This is a genomic window from Microbispora rosea, from assembly GCF_044460045.1.
Classification (GTDB): Bacteria; Actinomycetota; Actinomycetes; order Streptosporangiales; family Streptosporangiaceae; genus Microbispora; species Microbispora rosea.
Genome location: NZ_JBITJO010000006.1, coordinates 224,074 through 241,663, shown reverse-complemented (window position 1 = coordinate 241,663; position 17,590 = coordinate 224,074). Strand labels below are relative to the sequence as shown.

The following is a 17,590-nucleotide window of genomic DNA, read 5'->3' as shown; positions in this document are numbered from 1 at the left end:
CCTCTGCAAGATCACGCGGGGAGAGGGGGTTAGGCGAGGGCGGGGTCGAGGACCACGTCCTCGCCTTGGGTGGTGGGCGCCTCGGGGAAGTGGCAGGCGGTCAGGTGGCCCTCGCGGTTGCCGCTGAGCCTGACCAGGGGCGGCACCTCCGTGGCGCACTTGTCCTGGGCCTTCCAGCAGCGCGTGCGGAACCGGCAGCCGGACGGCGGGTTGATCGGCGAGGGCACGTCGCCGGCCAGGCGGATCCGCTCGCGCGGCTCGCTCGACACGTCCGGCTCGGGCACGGCCGACAGCAGGGCGTGCGTGTACGGATGCCGGGGCCGCTCGTAGATCGACTCACGGTCGCCCACCTCCACGATCTTGCCGAGGTACATGACGGCGACGCGCTGCGAGAAGTGCCGCACGATCGCGAGGTCGTGGGCGATGAACAGGAACGCGATGCCGAGGTCGCGCTGCAGCTCCTGCAGCAGGTTGACCACCTGGGCCTGGATGGAGACGTCCAGCGCCGACACCGGCTCGTCGGCGATGATGAGCTTGGGGTCGAGCGCGAGGGCCCGGGCGATCCCGATGCGCTGCCGCTGGCCGCCGGAGAACTCGTGCGGGAAGCGGTTGTAGTGCTCGGGGTTGAGGCCGACGATCTCCAGCAGCTCCTGGACCCGCTTCTTGCGCCCGCCGGGCGGGTTGATGTCGTTGACCTCCATCGGCCCGCGGATGATCGTGCCCACAGTGTGGCGCGGGTTGAGCGAGCTGTAGGGGTCCTGGAAGATCATCTGGATCTCGGACCGGATCGGCTTGAGCTGCCGGCGCGAGTTGTGGCTGATGTCCTGACCTTCATAGAGGACCTTGCCCGTGGTGGGTTCGAGCAGGCGGGCCGCCAGGCGGCCGGTGGTGGACTTGCCGCAGCCCGACTCGCCCACCAGGCCGACGGTCTCGCCCGCGCCGACCGTGAGGTCGATGCCGTCCACCGCGTGGACGGCTCCGACCTGACGCTTGATCAGCGCGCCACCCCGCACGGGGAAGTGCTTGACCAGCTCCTTGAGCTCCAGCAGCGTCTCGTTCATGCGTGGTCCTCGGTCTTCGCGGTGCGGAGTTCCCTCTTCTGCTCGAGGGTGAGGTAACAGGCGTCGCCGTGCCCGGTCTCCGGGGAGATCGACGGCCGCTGGTTGAAGCACAGCTCCGGCCCGGCGAGCTTCGGATAGTCGCAGCGCGGGTGGAACGGGCAGCCGGACGGCGGGTTCAGCAGGCTCGGGGGAGTGCCGCGCACCGGCATCAGCGGGACGTCGACGGACGAGTTCAGGCGCGGCATCGACGACAGCAGGCCCCAGGTGTAGGGGTGGCGCGGCTCGCGCAGCACCTCGCGGACGGTGCCGCGCTCGGCCGCCCGCCCGGCGTACATGACCATGACGTTGTCGGCGGTGCCGGCCACGACGCCGAGGTCGTGGGTGATCAGGATGATCGCGGTGCCGAACTGCTGCTGGAGTTCCTTGAGCAGGTCGAGGATCTGCGCCTGCACGGTCACGTCGAGCGCGGTCGTCGGCTCGTCGGCGATGAGCAGGTCGGGGTCGCACACCAGCGCCATCGCGATCATCGCGCGCTGCCGCATGCCGCCGGAGAACTCGTGCGGGTAGTGGTCCACCCGTGTCTCCGGCTGGGGGATGCCCACGCGCCGGAGCATCTCGACGGCGCGGTCGCGGGCCTCCTTCTTGCTCGCGCCCTTGTGCTTGCGGTAGACCTCGCCGATCTGCCGGCCGATCGTGTGGAACGGCGACAGCGCGGTCAGCGGGTCCTGGAAGATCATCGCGACGCGGTTGCCGCGGAGCTTCTCCATCGTGGTGCGGTCCGCCGAGATCAGCTCCTGGTCCTCCAGCCAGATCTCTCCGCCGATCTTCGTGTGGGCGGGGTCGTGCAGGCCGAGGATGGCGAGGTTGGTCACCGACTTGCCCGATCCGGACTCGCCGACGATGCCGAGCGTGGTGCCCTTCTCCAGATCGAAGGACAGGTTGTCGACGGCGTGCACGATGCCGTCCTCGGTGCTGAACTCGACGCTCAGGTCGCGGACGGACAGGAACGGCCCGGGGCCGCGCGAGGTCCCCGGCTCGCTGCTCCACGACACGGTGGTCACTTGCTGCTCCAGTTCCCGGTTCGACTTGTTAAGGCGTTGGCAGGGCGGGGGCTCAGCTGAGGCGGACCCGCGGGTCGATGAACGCGTAGAGCACGTCCACCAGGATGTTCAGCAGGACGATCGCCGCCGCGCCCACGATGGTCACGCCGAGCAGCATCGGCAGGTCGGTGTTCTGCACGGCGCGTACGGCCAGCTCGCCGATGCCGTGCAGGCTGAACGTCTGCTCGGTGATGATCGCGCCGCCCAGCAGCGTGGCGAGGTCGACACCGAAGATCGTGACAATCGGGATCATCGCGCCGCGCCAGGCGAAGCGGAAGAAGACCGCTCTGCTCGACATGCCCTTGGCGCGCGCCGTGCGGACGTAGTCCTCGGCGAGCTGCTCGACCATCTGCGAGCGGGTCATGCGGGTGTAGTTGGCGGTGAAGATGATCGACAACACCACCCACGGCAGCAGCAGGTGGGTGAACCAGTCCAGCGGGTTCTCGGTGATCGGCACGTACGACGGGCGGGGGATCAGCTGCAGGGTGTCCACGAGGTAGAACGCCAGCAGCGGCCCGACGAAGTAGATCTGGAGCGAGGCCCCGACGACAGACGAGGCGCTGGCGATCTTGTCGAGCGGCTGCCCGACCTTCCAGGCCGCGATCATGCCGGTCATGATGCCGAACGCCAGGATGACCACCGACGCGCCCAGGGTGAGCGACAGCGTCACCGGGAAGCGGTCGACGATGGCGCCGAAGACGGGCTCCTGGGTGGCGAAGGAGTAGCCGAGGCAGGGCGCCGGGCACTCGCCGAACTGGACGAACTCGCGGCCCGTGAAGATGCCTGCCAGCCAGTGCCAGTACTGCACGAAGAGCGGCTCGTCCATGCCCAGGTTGTGCCGGATCAACGCCAGCGTCTCGGGCTGGCAGATCTTGCCGCAGAACGCCCGGGCGGGGTCACGCGGCACGGCGTAGAAGAGGTAGAACGTGATCGCGCTGATGATCATCAGGATCACGAGGGCGCCGGCGACGCGGCGTACCAGATAGCTGGTCATGGTCTCGGACTTGCTCCTGCGGGCGGGACGGGCAGGGGGTCCGCCGCCCCGGTGAAGGGGCGGCGGACCCGGTTGCTGCTACTTCACGTAGATGTCGAGCGCCGACTGCTCGCCCTCGACCGGGTCGAACTTGACCCCGCCGAGGCCCGAGCCGTACAGGCCGAAGTAGGTCTGGTAGAACTCGGGGACGATCGCGGCCTTGTCCATGATCTGCCGGTCGATCGCGGCCCACGCCTTACCCGCCTCGGCAGGGTCGCTGATGGCGTTGGCCTTGTCGATGGCGTCGTTGATCTCCGGCAGGTTGAGGTGCGTGTAGTTCGGCTGGTTGTCGGAGATCAGCCGGCCGTCGTACTGCGGCTGGATCGAGGTCGATCCGGTCGGCCAGTCGGCCGCCCAGCCGCCCCAGTAGATGTCGAACTTGTTGTCCACCGGGCCGATGGCGTCGTAGTACGTCGTCGGGTTGAGGGGCTTGGCCACGACCTTGAAGCCGGCCTTGGTCAGCGCCTCCTTGATGGCGACGGTGACCTTCTCCTGGACCGGCGTCTGGTTGTAGGCGTAGACGACGGTCGGGTTCGGGTCGCCCGACTTGGCGAGCAGCGCCTTGGCCGCCTCGGGGTCGCCCTCGGGCTTGGCGAGCTTGTTGTACAGGTCGAACGCCTCGTAGCCGAGCACCGTCGGGCTCATGACCGTCGTGGCGATCTTGCCGGCCGAAATCTCACCGCCCTGGAGCTGCTGGATCTGCTTGGACGGCCAGGCGGTGATGATGGCCTTGCGGACGTTGACGTCGGTGACCCGCGTGGTGTTGATGTTGTAGAAGGTCGTGAACGGCGTCAGGCCCTGCAGCGACCGCTTCATCAGCTCGGGGTCGTTCAGCACCTCCTGGATGCGCTCGGGCGCGACCGGGTTGTGGAAGGTGAACGCCTGCTTGTCGTTGCCGGTGTCGGCCATGAAGCGCTCGGTCGTCTGCTGCGACTGAAGGCCGAACTCCATGTGGAACTTGTCCGGGTACGCGTGCCGGATGGGGTCGGTCTTCGGGTCCCAGTTCTCGTTGCGCTCCAGGTCCATCGACTTGTCCGTGATGTGGCTCACGATCTTGTACGGACCCGAGGAGAACGGCTGCTTGTCGTACTTCTGCTTCGTGTCCTGCGCCTTGGGCACGGCGCCGTAGCCGGTCATGGCCACGGTGAAGTTGAAGTCCGGGTGCTCCCCGTTGAGCTTGAAGATCACCGTCTTGTCGTCCGGAGTCTCGATCGTGTCGAGCTCCTTGCCGTCGTACGGGCCCTTGTACTGGTCGCGGAACGGCTTCTTCGGGTCCGGGACCAGCCACGTCTCGGCGTAGTCCGGGCCCTCGGTGATGAAGTCGGCGAACAGGCGCTCGAAGCTGTACTTGATGTCAGCGGAGGTGATCGGCGTGCCGTCCTGCCACTTCAGGCCGTCCTTGAGCGTGAACTGCCACGTCTTGCCGTTGTCCGTGGTGGTGCCGGTGTCGGTGGCCAGGTCGCCGACGAGCTTGATGTTGCCCGCGTCGTCGTGCTTGTAGGCGGTGAGCTGGCGGGTGAACAGGTGGGACACCGAGGAGTTGTAGTTCACGTAGACGCGGCCCGGGTCCAGGTGGCTGAAGTCGTCCCGGTCGATCATGTAGACCGTGCCGCCGGACTTGGCGCCGGACACCTCGGGCGCGGGGCCGGCGGAGTCGGCCGCGGTGCCGACCGAGATGGCGCTGACGGCCTTGTTCTCCAGAGGCTTCTGCGTGGTGCCAGACGCGCCCTGGGGCGCCCCGCCGCCCCCGCCCTTGGCGCAGCCGGCGAGGGCGAGCGCGCCCGCCGCGAGCACGGCCGTCATCGAGGCGATCCGCCTGCTATGCGATCTCATGTGGTCCTTCCTATGGGGGAGAGCGCGCGTGGTCAGCGCTTTGTCTTGGGGTCGAAGGCGTCGCGGATGGAGTCCCCGAGCAGGTTGAACGCGACGACGAAGATCAGCATGGACACGCCGGGGAACAGGAGGTAGGTAACGTCGGAGTGGTAGACGTTCACCCCCACCTGGAACATCCGGCCCCAGTCGGGGGTGGGTTCCGTCATGCCGACGCCCAGGAAGCCGAGACCGGCCTCGGCGCCCACGTACAGCGGGAGCGCGAGCGTGGACTGGATGATGATCGGCGTCCAGAGGTTGGGCAGGAGCTCCTTGAAGATCACTCTGGCCGGCGACGCGCCGGTGACGCGGGCGGCCTCCACGAACTCGCGCGCCCGCAGTGACAGGACCTGCGCGCGGAGCAGGCGGGCGATCGTGGCCCAGCCGAGGACGGTGAGGACGACGCAGATGGACACGTAGCGCAGCCAGACGGGCGTCTCCTCCTCCGGCAGCACGATCGCGGCCTCGACGACCGGCAGGAAGACGATCAGGAAGAGCTGCGAGGGGAACGCGAGCAGCGTGTCGATGACCCGCCCGATCACGTAGTCCGTCTTGCCGCCGAGATAGCCGGAGGTGATGCCCATCGCGACGCCGATGACGGTGGTGATCACCGTCACGACGATCGCGATGCTCAGCGAGGTGCGGATGCCGTACACGAGCTGGGTGAACACGTCGCGGCCCAGGCCCGGCTCCAGGCCGAACCAGAAGTCGCCGCTCATGCCGCCGTTGGGCGCGATCGGGTAGCCGAAGTCGTTGAGCAGGCCGGGCTGGTTCTGGCCGTAGGTCGTGTACGGATCCTTGCCGTACAGCGCGGCGATCACGGGAGCCAGCAGCGCGATCAGGAAGAACGCGAGCACGATGAAGGCCGAGACCACGCCCGTCTTGTCGCGCCGGAAACGGCGCCACATGAGCTGGCCGGGCGATCGGCCGACGACGGCGGAACCGGAACCGGCGGCGCCCGCGGTGCCCGCGGTGTCCGCGGACTCGGCGGCGTCGGTCGCGGTCGAGGAGGGGAACGTCATGGTGCGGTGCTCCCGGGTGGACCATTAACGATCGGAAGAGATCCGACTATAGGGAACCCTGGCAACTAATTTTGCAGGGGTCAATCACTTGGGGCGGGCAGTCCGCCACTTGTTTGCTTCGTTGTGCAAAGTAAATCACCTTGTGTCCTGCGACCGCATTGACCTCGGTATACGTGGCGCGGAACACTACTTATTACACAAATGCTTTTGTGTCACAGCTTTGTGACACAACCCGCACACCGCTGAGACCAACCCAACGGGGTAAGCGTGTGCCGCAGATCACCACAATCCCGGCCTACGGCTACGAGCCGGGCATGGCTACACTGACGGGTAGCAGAGCAGCGTGCTCCGGGGTCGGTGTAATTCCGAACCGGCGGTGACACCCCTGTCCCCAGGGGTGAAGTCCGCGACCCGGCCGAAGCCATCGGCCGGTGGACCTGGTGAGATTCCAGGACCGACGGTGAAAGTCCGGATGGGAGGAAGCGCGCGAACGGGCGGCCGTGGTGCCGCCGGGCGGCCGTGTGGCCGCGCCGGCGGTGGTGCCGTCCGTGCAGGTGATGCGAGGCCGCATCCCGAACGATCCCCGGGGCCCGCCGTAGACAACGGCGAGAGGAAGACCGGGGTGACCTCAGCGGACATCCTTCACATGCGGCGCGCGATCGCGCTCGCCGCCCGGGGCCTGGGCGGTACCAGCCCCAATCCCGTCGTCGGCTGTGTGATCCTCGATCCGTCGGGCGAGGTCGCGGGAGAGGGCTTCCACGCCTACGCCGGAGGGCCGCACGCCGAGGTCGTGGCGCTGCGCGAGGCCGGCGAACGGGCCAGGGGCGGCACGGCCTACGTGACGCTGGAGCCCTGCAACCACACCGGCAGGACCGGCCCCTGCTCCGCCGCCCTCCTGGAGGCGGGCGTGGCCCGGGTCGTCGTCGCCGTCTCCGATCCCAACCCGAAGGCCGCGGGCGGCGCCGCCGTGCTGCGGCGGCACGGCGTGGTGGTGGACGAGGGCGTGCTGACCGCCGAGGCCGAGGAGGTCAACGCCGCCTGGCTGACCTACGTGCGGGCCGGCAGGCCGCACGTGACCTGGAAGTTCGCCGCCACCGTGGACGGCCGCTCGGCGGCCGAGGACGGCACCAGCCAGTGGATCACCTCGCCCGAGGCCAGGGCGGACGTGCACCGCCTGCGGGCGGGCAGCGACGCCGTCGTCGCCGGCATCGGCACCGTGCTCGCCGACGACCCCCGGCTGACCGCCAGGCCCGCCGCGGGCGTCCCCGTCCCCCCGCGCGCGGCGCCCGTGCTGCGCGTGGTCGTGGATTCCGACGCCCGCACCCCGGCCGCCGCCCGTGTCCTGGACGGCGAGGCCCCGACGCTGGTGGCCGTCGCCGAGGACGCGGCCGTCCCCGCCCATCTGTCGCCTCACGCCGTACGGCTCCCGCGCGTCCCCGGCGGGATCGACCTGCACGCCCTCCTGGCCGAGCTGCACGACAGGCAGGTCGTGAGCGTGCTGATCGAAGGCGGGCCCACCCTCGCCGGCGCCTTCCTCCGTGAGGGCCTGGTCGACCGGGTCGTCGGCTACCTCGCCCCGGCGCTGCTGGGGGCGGGAGCGGCCGCGCTCGGCCCTGCGGGCGCCTCGACGATCACCGAGATCCACCGGCTGGAGTTCGCCGAAGTCACCCCCGTCGGACCGGACCTCAGGCTGGTCCTGCGTCCCAAGTCCTCCGGCATCGCGTCCTCTGGCATCGCGTCCTCCAGCCTGCAGTCCCCTAAGGAGAGCTGAATGTTCACCGGAATCGTCGAGGAGCTCGGCGAGGTCGTGGCACTCGAGGCGCGGGGCGACTCCGCGCGTCTCACCGTGCGCGGCGCGGTCGTCACCTCGGACGCCGGGCACGGCGACTCCATCGCCGTCAACGGCGTCTGCCTCACCGTGGCCGGCGCCGAGGGGGACTCCTTCACCGCCGACGTGATGAAGGAGACCCTCGACCGGTCGTCGCTCGGGGCCCTGCGCCCCGGTTCACGGGTCAACCTGGAGCGCGCCGTACGGGCCGACCAGCGGCTCGGCGGGCACATCATGCAGGGCCACGTCGACGGGACCGGGGAGGTGCTGTCGCGCGAGCCCGGGGAGCACTGGGAGATCGTGCGGCTCTCGCTGCCCGTGAACCTCGCCCGATATGTCGTGGAGAAGGGCTCGATCGCGGTGGACGGCGTCAGCCTCACCGTGACCGCCGTGACGGAGGACACCTTCTCCGTCAGCCTGATCCCCACCACCCTCGAACTCACCACGCTCGGCCGCAAGCAGCCGGGCGAGCCGGTCAACCTCGAGGTCGACGTGATCGCCAAGTACGTCGAGAAGCTCACCGCGGCGACCGCCAAGGGAGTCTCGGCATGAGCTGGACGGAGGCCGGGTTCGACGTCTTCGGGCAGCACGTCCTGTGGACCGACCTGGTGGGCAACGTGTGCGCGCTGGGCACGGTGTGGCTCGCGATCAAGAAGACGATCTGGACCTGGCCGGTGCAGCTGCTCGGGTCGGCGCTGCTGTTCGTGGCGTCGTTCAGTGCGCACATCACCGGCAACGCGCTCAAGCAGGCGCTGTTCGGCATCCTGGCGGTCTACGGCTGGGTGAAGTGGTCGCGCGGCACGCGCGGCGGCGCGGAGCTGCCGATCCGCTCGGCACGCGTGCGGGAGCGCGTCACGCTGGTGATCGTCATGATCGCCGGGACGGTCGCGGTCGCGCTGCTGTTCACCCTGCTCAACTCCCGCGGCTGGAACATCTCCTGGGCGCCGTGGCCGGACGCCTACATCTTCGTCGGCAGCGCGGTGGCGACCTGGGCGCAGGGCAAGGCGCTGGTCGACTTCTGGATCATCTGGGTCGCCGTGGACCTCGTGGGGGTGCCGCTGGCGTTTCGCTCCGGGCTGGTGGTCTCCGGCCTCGTGTACGGGTTGTTCTTCGTGATGGTGATGATCGGGTTCCGGGACTGGCTGCGCCAGTCGCGCGAGTTGCGGGCGGTGACCGCATGAGTGAGGGAAAGCGCCACATGAGCGGGATCAGGCTGGATCCGATCGAGCGGGCCGTCAACGACATCAGGGACGGCAGGCCCGTCGTGGTGGTGGACAACGAGAACCGCGAGAACGAGGGCGACCTCATCTTCGCGGCGTCGAAGGCCACGCCCGAGCTGGTCGCCTTCATGATCCGCTACACGAGCGGCGTCATCTGCGTCGGCATGGAGGGCACCACGCTCGACCGGCTCGGCCTGCCGCTGATGGTGCAGGACAACCGCGAGCGCCTGCGCACCGCGTACACGATCAGCGTGGACGCCAGGGACGGGGTGACGACGGGCATCTCCGCCGCCGACCGGGCCAAGACGATCAGGACCCTGTGCGACTCGGCCACCGAGCCGTACGAGCTGGTCCGGCCGGGGCACATCTTCCCGCTGCGCTACCGGGAGGGCGGCGTGCTGGTGCGCCCCGGGCACACCGAGGCGTCGGTGGACCTCGCCAGGCTCGCCGGGCTGACCCCGGCCGGCGCGCTCGCCGAGATCGTCAACGACGACGGCACGATGGCGCGCCTGCCCCGCCTGCGCGAGTTCGCCGACGAGCACGACCTCGCGCTGGTGTCGATCGAGCAGCTCATCGAGCACCGCCGCAGGTCCGAGCGGATGGTGACCAGGGTCGCCGAGACGCGCATTCCCAACCGGTACGGCGTCTGGCGGGCGTACGGCTACGCCAGCGCCGTCGACGGCGGCGAGCACATCGCGCTGGTGTACGGCGACATCGAGGACGGCGAGAACGTGCTCGTCCGGGCGCACTCGGAATGCCTCACCGGCGACGTGCTCGGCTCGCTGCGCTGCGACTGCGGCGTGCAGCTCGACACCGCCATGCGCATGATCGCCGAGAACGGGCGCGGCGTGATCGTGTACCTGCGCGGCCACGAGGGACGGGGCATCGGCCTGCTGGCCAAGCTGCGCGCCTACAGCCTGCAGGACAACGGCAGCGACACCGTCGACGCCAACCTGGAGCTGGGGCTGCCGGTGGACGCCAGGGAGTTCTCCAACGCCGGGCAGATGCTCGCCGACCTCGGCGTGAAGTCGGTGCGGCTGCTGACCAACAACCCGGCCAAGGTGCGGGGCATGGACGGGTACGGCATCAAGGTCCTGGGCCGCGAGCCGATGCCGGTGGCGATGAACCCCTACAACGAGCGGTATCTGACCGCCAAGCGCGACCGGCTCGGCCACGAGATCTCGGGCGACGTCCCCCGCGACATCCACGGCGAACACTTCGGCAAGGAGGCTTCGTGAGCGAGCGAAGCGAGCGAATCAGCGAAAACGGCGCGGTCCGCTCATGCGGCTCCGAGCCGTCAGTCAAGGAGGTTTCATGAGCGGCGAGGGACGGCCGGACGCGGCGGCGGTGGATGCGGGCGGGCTGACCGTCGGCATCGTCGCCGCCCGGTGGCACGAGAAGATCACCGACCAGTTGCTCGCGCGGGCGGAGCGGGCGGCGCGGGACAGCGGGGCGGACGTGGTCACGGCACGGGTGGCCGGGTCGCTGGAGATCCCGGTGGTCGCGCAGGCCCTGGCCCGGCGCTGCGACGCCGTCGTCGCGCTCGGCGTGGTGGTCCGAGGGGAGACGGCCCACTTCGACTACGTCTGCGACTCGGTGACCACGGGCCTGACCAGGGTCTCGCTCGACGAGTCGACCCCGGTGGGCAACGGGGTGCTCACCTGTGACACCCTTGATCAAGCGGTTGAGCGGTCCGGCGTGCCGGGCAGCAAGGAGGACAAGGGGTACGAGGCGACGATCGCCGCCCTGGAGACCGCCCTCCTCCTTCGCGGCCTCACCGGCTGACCTCGCCCGGTCTTCGAAGCCGCAGCCCGCGAAGCCGCAATCCTCGAAGCCGCAGTCCTCGCATCCGCAGCGCCGAGCCGGGAAGACTTGACTGGTGATCACGCAGTATCCGCACGCCGCCCCGGAGGCCGGGGACGCCGTACGCCGCTTCGCCGTGCCGGCTCGCGGGGGTCGTCATGCCTGAGAGCACGCCTCCGCTGCCCGTCACCTGGCGTCCCCGCGCCACGACGATCATCGCGTACGGCATGGCGGCGGTGATGGTGATCGGCTCGATCCTGATGGCCGTCGTGCTGCCGGAGCAGTTCGGGGTCGCCGACCGGCTGGGCATGGTCGCCTTCGGCGTGGCGGTGGCGTGCGTGCTGCACCTGCTCGGCCGCCTGCGGGTGCGGGCGGACGAGAAGGGGATCACGGTGGTGAACCCGCTGCGGGTCCACCGCTTCGAGTGGGCCGAGGTGCTGGACGTCACGATGGTGGAGGGCGACCCCTGGCCCAAGCTGGACCTCGCCAACGGGATCAGCCTGGGCGCCATGGGCATCCAGAGCACCGAGCGGGAACGGTCGCGGCGGGCGGTGGCCCAGCTCACCGCCCTCATCCGCGAGCGCGGCGAGGCCCCCGACCGCCTGTGACGGCGGCGGGGGCCCCGGCGGGTCGTCAGGCGCTCAGCCGTACGGGCTCGCCGGCGCCGAGCAGGCCCCGCCGGCGCAGTTCGGGCAGCACGCCCTCGCCGAACCAGAAGGCCTCCTCCAGGTGCGGGTAGCCCGACAGGACGAACTCCTCCACGCCGAGTGAGGCGTACTCCTCCACGAGGTCGGCGACCTCCGCGTGGCTGCCGACGAGCGCGGTGCCCGCGCCGCCTCGCACCAGGCCGACCCCCGCCCACAGCCCGGGGTGGATCTCCAGGTCCCTGACCCCGCCGCCGCGCGAGCCCCCGTTGGCGCCGCCGCCGGTGCCGCCGCGGAAGCCCTCGTGGAGCGCGAGCATCCGCTGCTGCCCGACCGACTCGCTGCGGGACAGGACGGTCCGCGCCGACGCGATGTCCTCGGGGGAGATCTGGTCGAGCAGCCGCCCGGCCTCCGCCCACGCCTCCTTGGAGGTGTCCCTCGTGATCACGTGCAGCCGGATGCCGAAGCGCAGGGTGCGGCCCTCCGCCGCGGCGAGCTCGCGCATCCAGTCGAGCTTGGCCGCGACCTGGGACGGCGGCTCGCCCCAGGTGAGGTAGACGTCGACGTGCCGGGCCGCCACCGGGCCCGCGGCGGCGGAGGAACCGCCGAAGTACAGCTCGGGCACGGGGTCGGGCCGCTCGGCGACCGTCGCCCCCTCGACCTCGTAGTAGTTCCCCCTGAAGTCGAACGGGCCGTCCCACGCGCCGCGCACGATCGACAGGAACTCGGCGGTCCGCGCGTACCGCTCGTCCTTGCCCAGGTGGTCGCCGAACCGCCGCTGCTCGGCCGCCTCCCCGCCGGTCACCACGTTGAGCAGCAGCCGGCCGCCGGAGAGCCGCTGGTAGGTGGCGGCCATCTGCGCCGCGAGCGTCGGGGACAGCGCCCCCGGCCGGAACGCGACCAGGAACTTCAGCCGGGTCGTCACCTGGGTCAGCGCGGCGGTGACCAGCCAGGCGTCCTCGCAGTAGGTGCCCGTGGGGGTCAGCACGGCCTCGAACCCGGCCTGTTCGGCCGCGCGGGCCACCTGGGCGAGGTAGTCGATCGTGGGCGGCCGGAAGGCGGCGGCCGGGGACTGCCCGTGCACGCGGCGCAGGCCGTGCCCGCCGCCGGTGATTGCCCGGCCGTCGCCCGAGGTGGGCAGGAACCAGTGGAATCTCATCGCTGTGCCTTTCCTACGACGTCGTTGAAGCGGTCGTCGACGAACTGGGAGAAGGTGATGGTGCCCGGCACGAGGCCCTCGGCGGTGAACGCGTCGGCGATCTCCTGTTCGGAGGAGACGACCGAGTCGTCGATCACGACGGGGGTGGCGACGGCGTTGGCGACGGCCGCGTCCGCCACCTCGACCGGCAGGCCCGTCTCCTGCGCCCACACTTTGGCCCACTCGTCCAGGTGGGTGGCGGCCCAGTTCCGCGCCTTGGCGAGCCGGGTGAGGAAGTCGCCGATCGCGGCCCGCCTGCCCGCGTCGTCGAGCGCGGCGGGAGCGGCGACCTGGAAGCCCAGGCCGTTGACGATGCCCGCGCCGTCGACCAGGAGCCGGGCCTTGTGCTGGATCTCGGCCTGGGAGGTGAAGGGGTCCCAGATGGCCCAGGCGTCGACGGTGCCGGACGAGAACGCCGCCAGGGCGTCGGCGGGCTGGAGATACTGCGGCTGGATGTCCTTGAACGACAGCCCCTCCTTCTTGAGGACCGCCAGCAGGTGGTAGTGGGCCGAGCTGCCCTTCGCCACCGCGATCTTCCTGCCCTTGAGCTGCGCGGGCGACGTGATCGCGGACCCGTCGGGGACGACGATCGCCGATCCCTTGGCGCTCTGTCGGTACGCCGCCACGATCTTGATCTTCGAGCCGGAGGCGGCGGCGAAGACGGGCGGGGTGTTGCCCACGCCGCCGATGTCGACCGCGCCCGCGTTGACCGCCTCCAGCAGGGGCGGCCCGGAGGTGAACTGCGACCACGTGATCGCGTAGGAGGTGCCGTCGAGCAGCCCCGCGGCCTTGAGAAGGGCCTGCGACCCGGCCTTCTGGTCGCCGACCCGGAGGGTGACGCGGCCCGCGCCCTGACCGTCCTTCCCCCCGGACGTGCCCTGTCCCGTCGAGGCGCAGGCCGTGGCGGCCGCCAGGACGATCAGCAGCGCGGCGAGCGGTCTCCTGGTCATGCGGGTCCTTCCGGGGTGACGCCCAGCGCGGACAGCAGGGCGGCGCGCAGGGTGAGCAGGTCGGGGTGGTCGCGGTGCCGGGGGCGCGGCGCGGCGACGGTCCACTCGTGCGCGAGGCGCCCGCCGTCGAGCACCAGAACCCGGTCGGCCAGCAGCAGCGCCTCGTCCACGTCGTGGGTCACCAGCAGCACGGCCGGGCCGTGCGCCGCCCACAGGTCGAGCACCAGGCGGTGCACGGTGATGCGGGTCAGCGCGTCGAGCGCGCTGAACGGCTCGTCGAGCAGCAGCAGTCCCGGATCGCGGACGAGCGCGCGGGCCAGGCTCGCCCGCTGCGCCTCGCCGCCGGACAACGTCAGCGGCCATGCCCGCGCGCGGTCGGTCAGGCCCACCTCGGCCAGCGCCGCCTCCGCCCGGCCGGCCGGGTCGGGCCCGTTCAGGCCGAGCGTGAGGTTGTCGCGCACCCGCTTCCACGGCACCAGCCGGGGCTCCTGGAAGGCCACGGCCACCGAGCCGTCCACCTTCAGGCCGCCCTCGACCTCCTCGTCCAGGCCGGCGAGCGCGCGCAGCAGCGTGGACTTGCCCGAGCCGCTGCGGCCGAGGAGCGCGACGAACTCGCCGCGCCGGATCGTCAGGTCGAGGCCGTCGAGCACGGTGCGGTCGCCGAAGCGCCGGGTGAGCCCGTGCACGGTGGCCACCACCGGGGCGGTCACCGTGTCGTTCACCGTCTTGTACACCGGGGCGTGCACGGTTTCGTTCACCGGGACAGGAACTCGCGTCGCCATACCAGCGCCCTCCTCTCCAGGAGCCGGACCAGGGCGTCGGTGAGCAGGCCGAGCGCGCTGTAGACGAGCAGGCCGACCACGATCACGTCGGTGCGCAGGAACTCCCGCGCGTCGTTGATCATGTAGCCGAGGCCGGCGTCGGCGTTCACCTGCTCGGCCACGATCAGCGCCAGCCAGGCCACCCCGAGGCTCTGCCGCAGCCCGACGAGCGTCTGGGGGAGCGCGCCGGGCAGCACGATGTGCCGTACGAGCGCGGTCCGGCCGAGCCGCAGCGTCCGCGCGACCTCGGCGAGCTTGCCGTCCACGCCCCGGATGCCCGCGAACGTGTTGAGGTAGAGCGGGAAGGAGACGGCGAGCGCCACCAGCAGCACCTTGGGCGTCTCCCCGATCCCGAACCAGAGGATGAACAGCGGGATCAGGCCGAAGAACGGCAGCGCCCGGAGCATCTGCATGAGCGGGTCGACGGCGTTCTCACCGCTCCGGCTCAGCCCGGCGACCAGCGCGAGGCCGACGCCCGCGACCGCTCCGGCGGCGAAGCCGAGGAGCACCCGTTCGAGGGACACCGCGATCGCCGTGGGCAGCGTCCCCGAGCCCACCAGGTCGAGCGCGGTCACGGCGATCTGCGACGGGGCGGCGAGCAACCGGGCGGGCAGCAGCCCGAGCACGCTGGCGAGCTGCCACAGCAGCACGACGACGAGGGGGCTTACCCATCTGTGCCACCCCCTCCGCGGGTCGCGGGCCGAGGCGGAGCGGCGACGCGGCCGGGGATCCGCCCGGACCGCGCTCCGTAACTCGCCCTGGAGTTCGACGACGGACATGGACACACCTCGCTGTTGACGACGAAGGATTCGCCACCAGGGTTGCCCACATTTCCTACCAAGTCAATAGGATTATGCTTCACGGCGCCGAGGCGCGAACGGCGCGGGCGCTCAGCGCACGCAGATACGCCCGCAGCTCCGGCGGCTCGTGCACCTCGAACTCGCAGCCGAGCATGAGCAGACGCGACGCGAGCCACTCCAGGGTGTCGGCCCGTCCGCGCAGGCGGCAGCTGTGGTCGTCGACCGGCTCGACGCTTTCCGCGGCGGCGCCGAGCCGGCGTGCCGCCTGTCCGGCCGGCAGGAGCAGGGTCGCCACCACCTCGTAGACCGGTGCGGACGAGTACAGCTTGGCCGCGACGAACTCGGCCGGGTCCTGGTCCGGGGGCACGCGGCCCGGGAACCGTACGCCGGTCGGGTGGGGGTCGCCGATCCGGTCGGCGCGGAAGATCCGCCAGTCGTCGCGGTCGTTGTCGAATGCCATCAGATACCATCGGCGTCCGGTCGCGACCAGGCGATAGGGCTCGGTCAGGCGCCTGGTCTCGGCGCCGTCGCCGGACCGGTAGGCGAAGCGCAGCCGCTCGCGGTTGGCGGCGGCCCCGGCGAGCACCACCAGGGTCCGCGGGTCCACGGGCGGCTCGGCTCCGGCGAGCATCGGCACGGTCGCGGCGGCGATCGCGCCCACCCGGTGCCGCAGCCGGGAGGGCAGCACCTGCTCCAGCTTGGCCAGGGCGCGCACGGACGCCTCGTCGATGCCGTCCACCGGATGCGCGGCGGCCGTGCGCAGGCCGACGGCGATGGCCACCGCCTCCTCGTCGTCGAGCAGCAGCGGCGGCATGGCCGCACCCGCGGCGAGCCGGTAACCGCCCACCGCGCCCATCGTCGCCTGGACCGGATATCCCAGCTCGCGCAGCCGGTCGACGTCGCGGCGGACGGTCCGGGGGCTGACCCCCAGACGCTCGGCCAGCTCGCTGCCCGGCCATTCGCGGGGAGTCTGCAGCAGCGACAGCAGGCCGAGCAACCGTGCGGACATGTCACCCATGGACCAAGCATGCCCGCTCATCTAGGACAGACCGTGACCTACATGGCCTCTAACGTCCATCCCGTCATCGCGACCTACCGGGAGAGACATGAGCCCCGAGATCCGCCCTTTCCGCATCGAGATCGCTGCGGCCGATCTGGACGACCTGAACGACAGGCTGGACCGCGCCCGGTGGCCCCGTGAGCTGCCCGGCGACGGATGGAGCCGTGGCGTCCCCGCCGCCCTCCTCCGTGAGCTCGCCCGCCACTGGCGCCAGGAGTACGACTGGCGCGGGCACGAGGCGCGGCTGAACGAGTTCCCGCAGTTCATGACCGAGATCGACGGTCAGGACATCCACTTCCTGCACGTGCGCTCGGCCGAGCCCGACGCTCTGCCGCTCGTCCTCACGCACGGCTGGCCGAACTCGTTCCTGGAGTTCACCGAGCTCATCGGCCGTCTCACCGACCCCCGTGCGTACGGCGGTGACCCCGCCCCGGCGTTCCACGTCGTGGTGCCCTCCCTGCCGGGCTTCGGCTTCTCCGCGCCGCCGCGCGGCACCGGCTGGACCGCGGCGCGCGTGGCGCGCACCTGGGCGGAGCTGATGCGTCGTCTCGGCTACGAGCGGTACGGCGCGCAGGGCGGGGACTTCGGGGCCTACGTCGCCCCGGAGGTGGCCAAGGCGGCGCCGGACGACGTCGTCGGCGTCTACGTCATCAGCGGTCTCGGCTTCCCCTCGGAGAAGGACCTTCCGGAGATGACCGAGGACGAGCGGGCGGCCTACGCCCGGCTGATGGAACAGGACTGGATGAACGGCGTCGACCACCACGGGCTGCTGCGCGCGGCGCCGCAGACGTTCACGTATGGCTGGCACGACTCACCGGTCGCGGCGCTGGCCTGGATGACCCAGAAGTTCCACGAGTTCAACGCCTCCGGCAGGCCTCTCGATGAGGTGATCGACCGGGATCTGTTCCTGACCAACGTGAGCCTGTACTGGTTCACCGGGACGTTCGGGACGTCGGCCTGGCCGTACTACGAGAGCACCGGCTTCGGCTGGCCCGAGGGCCAGACGGTCGCGCCGACCGGCGTGTACAGCGGACCGCCCGGCATCCGCCGGCTCGCGGAGCGGCACAACACCATCCTCCACTGGCCGGAGGACAACCCGGGCGGCCACCACTTCATCGCCATGGACCAGCCGGATCACCTCGCCGCCGACATCCGCGCGTTCTTCGCCAAGGTGGGCTGAC

17 protein-coding genes and 1 riboswitch are annotated in these 17,590 nt (G+C 70.8%); of the genes, 7 read left to right on the top strand and 10 right to left on the bottom strand.

What is annotated here, in order from left to right; translation table 11 throughout:
* Nucleotides 1–29: 29 nt before the first annotated feature.
* From ACIBK1_RS25940 to ACIBK1_RS25920, 5 genes are all read right to left on the bottom strand, one after another.
* Nucleotides 30–1,061 carry an ABC transporter ATP-binding protein gene (locus ACIBK1_RS25940; RefSeq protein WP_051761872.1) on the bottom strand — a complete coding sequence of 344 codons (1,032 nt, stop codon included), beginning with the start codon at nucleotides 1,059–1,061 and terminating at the stop codon, nucleotides 30–32.
* Nucleotides 1,058–2,122 (bottom strand): ABC transporter ATP-binding protein, encoded by a 1,065-nt coding sequence (locus ACIBK1_RS25935; RefSeq protein ID WP_051761873.1) that lies wholly within the window; start codon nucleotides 2,120–2,122, stop codon nucleotides 1,058–1,060. The genes ACIBK1_RS25940 and ACIBK1_RS25935 overlap by 4 nt, the downstream gene beginning before the upstream one ends.
* A 52-nt stretch (nucleotides 2,123–2,174) precedes the next feature.
* Entirely contained in the window at nucleotides 2,175–3,155 is a 981-nt protein-coding gene (locus ACIBK1_RS25930; protein ID WP_030509001.1) for an ABC transporter permease, read from the bottom strand.
* A 78-nt stretch (nucleotides 3,156–3,233) separates the two neighbouring features.
* Nucleotides 3,234–5,027: an ABC transporter substrate-binding protein gene (locus ACIBK1_RS25925; RefSeq protein ID WP_357322251.1), complete on the bottom strand. Its 1,794-nt coding sequence runs from the start codon at nucleotides 5,025–5,027 to the stop codon at nucleotides 3,234–3,236.
* A 32-nt stretch (nucleotides 5,028–5,059) separates the two neighbouring features.
* Nucleotides 5,060–6,085, bottom strand: coding sequence for an ABC transporter permease (locus ACIBK1_RS25920; RefSeq protein WP_081903640.1), 1,026 nt, complete (start codon nucleotides 6,083–6,085; stop codon nucleotides 5,060–5,062).
* Nucleotides 6,086–6,424: 339 nt separating this feature from the next.
* A riboswitch (FMN riboswitch) is annotated at nucleotides 6,425–6,575 on the top strand.
* 132 nt (nucleotides 6,576–6,707) lie between these two features.
* Between ACIBK1_RS25920 and ribD the strand changes: the two genes are divergently transcribed.
* The 6 genes from ribD to ACIBK1_RS25890 all read left to right on the top strand — a co-directional run bounded on the left by ribD (nucleotide 6,708) and on the right by ACIBK1_RS25890 (nucleotide 11,544).
* A complete protein-coding gene (gene ribD / locus ACIBK1_RS25915; RefSeq protein WP_396738273.1) occupies nucleotides 6,708–7,856 on the top strand; it encodes a bifunctional diaminohydroxyphosphoribosylaminopyrimidine deaminase/5-amino-6-(5-phosphoribosylamino)uracil reductase RibD in 1,149 nt (382 codons plus the stop codon).
* Complete coding sequence (locus ACIBK1_RS25910; RefSeq protein WP_030509005.1) at nucleotides 7,857–8,465, top strand: riboflavin synthase; 609 nt, start codon at nucleotides 7,857–7,859, stop codon at nucleotides 8,463–8,465.
* Nucleotides 8,462–9,094: a nicotinamide riboside transporter PnuC gene (locus ACIBK1_RS25905; RefSeq protein WP_396738270.1), complete on the top strand. Its 633-nt coding sequence runs from the start codon at nucleotides 8,462–8,464 to the stop codon at nucleotides 9,092–9,094. The genes ACIBK1_RS25910 and ACIBK1_RS25905 overlap by 4 nt, the downstream gene beginning before the upstream one ends.
* Nucleotides 9,091–10,371, top strand: a complete 1,281-nt coding sequence (locus tag ACIBK1_RS25900; RefSeq protein ID WP_231513948.1) for a bifunctional 3,4-dihydroxy-2-butanone-4-phosphate synthase/GTP cyclohydrolase II — start codon at nucleotides 9,091–9,093, stop codon at nucleotides 10,369–10,371. The genes ACIBK1_RS25905 and ACIBK1_RS25900 overlap by 4 nt, the downstream gene beginning before the upstream one ends.
* 76 nt (nucleotides 10,372–10,447) lie before the next feature.
* Complete coding sequence (ribH, locus tag ACIBK1_RS25895; RefSeq protein ID WP_396738266.1) at nucleotides 10,448–10,918, top strand: 6,7-dimethyl-8-ribityllumazine synthase; 471 nt, start codon at nucleotides 10,448–10,450, stop codon at nucleotides 10,916–10,918.
* A gap of 176 nt (nucleotides 10,919–11,094) precedes the next feature.
* Nucleotides 11,095–11,544: a PH domain-containing protein gene (locus ACIBK1_RS25890; RefSeq protein WP_030509009.1), complete on the top strand. Its 450-nt coding sequence runs from the start codon at nucleotides 11,095–11,097 to the stop codon at nucleotides 11,542–11,544.
* A 25-nt stretch (nucleotides 11,545–11,569) separates the two neighbouring features.
* Here ACIBK1_RS25890 and ACIBK1_RS25885 read toward each other — a convergent pair whose 3' ends face one another.
* The 5 genes from ACIBK1_RS25885 to ACIBK1_RS25865 form a co-directional block, all read right to left on the bottom strand.
* Nucleotides 11,570–12,739, bottom strand: coding sequence for an LLM class flavin-dependent oxidoreductase (locus ACIBK1_RS25885; protein WP_396738262.1), 1,170 nt, complete (start codon nucleotides 12,737–12,739; stop codon nucleotides 11,570–11,572).
* Entirely contained in the window at nucleotides 12,736–13,728 is a 993-nt protein-coding gene (locus tag ACIBK1_RS25880) for an ABC transporter substrate-binding protein (protein ID WP_396738259.1), read from the bottom strand. Before ACIBK1_RS25880 ends, ACIBK1_RS25885 begins: the two co-directional genes overlap by 4 nt.
* Nucleotides 13,725–14,486 carry an ABC transporter ATP-binding protein gene (locus tag ACIBK1_RS25875; RefSeq protein WP_396738256.1) on the bottom strand — a complete coding sequence of 254 codons (762 nt, stop codon included), beginning with the start codon at nucleotides 14,484–14,486 and terminating at the stop codon, nucleotides 13,725–13,727. Before ACIBK1_RS25875 ends, ACIBK1_RS25880 begins: the two co-directional genes overlap by 4 nt.
* Nucleotides 14,483–15,328, bottom strand: coding sequence for an ABC transporter permease (locus tag ACIBK1_RS25870; RefSeq protein WP_396738253.1), 846 nt, complete (start codon nucleotides 15,326–15,328; stop codon nucleotides 14,483–14,485). Before ACIBK1_RS25870 ends, ACIBK1_RS25875 begins: the two co-directional genes overlap by 4 nt.
* 79 nt (nucleotides 15,329–15,407) lie before the next feature.
* The gene (locus tag ACIBK1_RS25865) at nucleotides 15,408–16,367 is read right to left on the bottom strand and encodes a helix-turn-helix transcriptional regulator (RefSeq protein ID WP_396738250.1); all 960 of its coding nucleotides are present in this window, start codon (nucleotides 16,365–16,367) and stop codon (nucleotides 15,408–15,410) included.
* 88 nt (nucleotides 16,368–16,455) lie between these two features.
* Between ACIBK1_RS25865 and ACIBK1_RS25860 the strand changes: the two genes are divergently transcribed.
* Entirely contained in the window at nucleotides 16,456–17,589 is a 1,134-nt protein-coding gene (locus ACIBK1_RS25860; protein WP_396738247.1) for an epoxide hydrolase family protein, read from the top strand.
* Nucleotide 17,590: the final 1 nt, after the last annotated feature.

Bases quoted from the DNA above. Each gene is read 5' to 3' on its own strand.
- ACIBK1_RS25940 (WP_051761872.1), bottom strand. From the start codon at position 1,061: ATGAACGAGACGCTGCTGGAGCTCAAGGAGCTGGTCAAGCACTTCCCC.
- ACIBK1_RS25930 (WP_030509001.1), bottom strand. From the start codon at position 3,155: ATGACCAGCTATCTGGTACGCCGCGTCGCCGGCGCCCTCGTGATCCTG.
- ACIBK1_RS25925 (WP_357322251.1), bottom strand. From the start codon at position 5,027: ATGAGATCGCATAGCAGGCGGATCGCCTCGATGACGGCCGTGCTCGCG.
- ACIBK1_RS25920 (WP_081903640.1), bottom strand. From the start codon at position 6,085: ATGACGTTCCCCTCCTCGACCGCGACCGACGCCGCCGAGTCCGCGGAC.
- ACIBK1_RS25910 (WP_030509005.1), top strand. From the start codon at position 7,857: ATGTTCACCGGAATCGTCGAGGAGCTCGGCGAGGTCGTGGCACTCGAG.
- ACIBK1_RS25905 (WP_396738270.1), top strand. From the start codon at position 8,462: ATGAGCTGGACGGAGGCCGGGTTCGACGTCTTCGGGCAGCACGTCCTG.
- ACIBK1_RS25900 (WP_231513948.1), top strand. From the start codon at position 9,091: ATGAGTGAGGGAAAGCGCCACATGAGCGGGATCAGGCTGGATCCGATC.
- ribH (WP_396738266.1), top strand. From the start codon at position 10,448: ATGAGCGGCGAGGGACGGCCGGACGCGGCGGCGGTGGATGCGGGCGGG.
- ACIBK1_RS25890 (WP_030509009.1), top strand. From the start codon at position 11,095: ATGCCTGAGAGCACGCCTCCGCTGCCCGTCACCTGGCGTCCCCGCGCC.
- ACIBK1_RS25885 (WP_396738262.1), bottom strand. From the start codon at position 12,739: ATGAGATTCCACTGGTTCCTGCCCACCTCGGGCGACGGCCGGGCAATC.
- ACIBK1_RS25880 (WP_396738259.1), bottom strand. From the start codon at position 13,728: ATGACCAGGAGACCGCTCGCCGCGCTGCTGATCGTCCTGGCGGCCGCC.
- ACIBK1_RS25870 (WP_396738253.1), bottom strand. From the start codon at position 15,328: ATGTCCGTCGTCGAACTCCAGGGCGAGTTACGGAGCGCGGTCCGGGCG.
- ACIBK1_RS25865 (WP_396738250.1), bottom strand. From the start codon at position 16,367: ATGGGTGACATGTCCGCACGGTTGCTCGGCCTGCTGTCGCTGCTGCAG.
- ACIBK1_RS25860 (WP_396738247.1), top strand. From the start codon at position 16,456: ATGAGCCCCGAGATCCGCCCTTTCCGCATCGAGATCGCTGCGGCCGAT.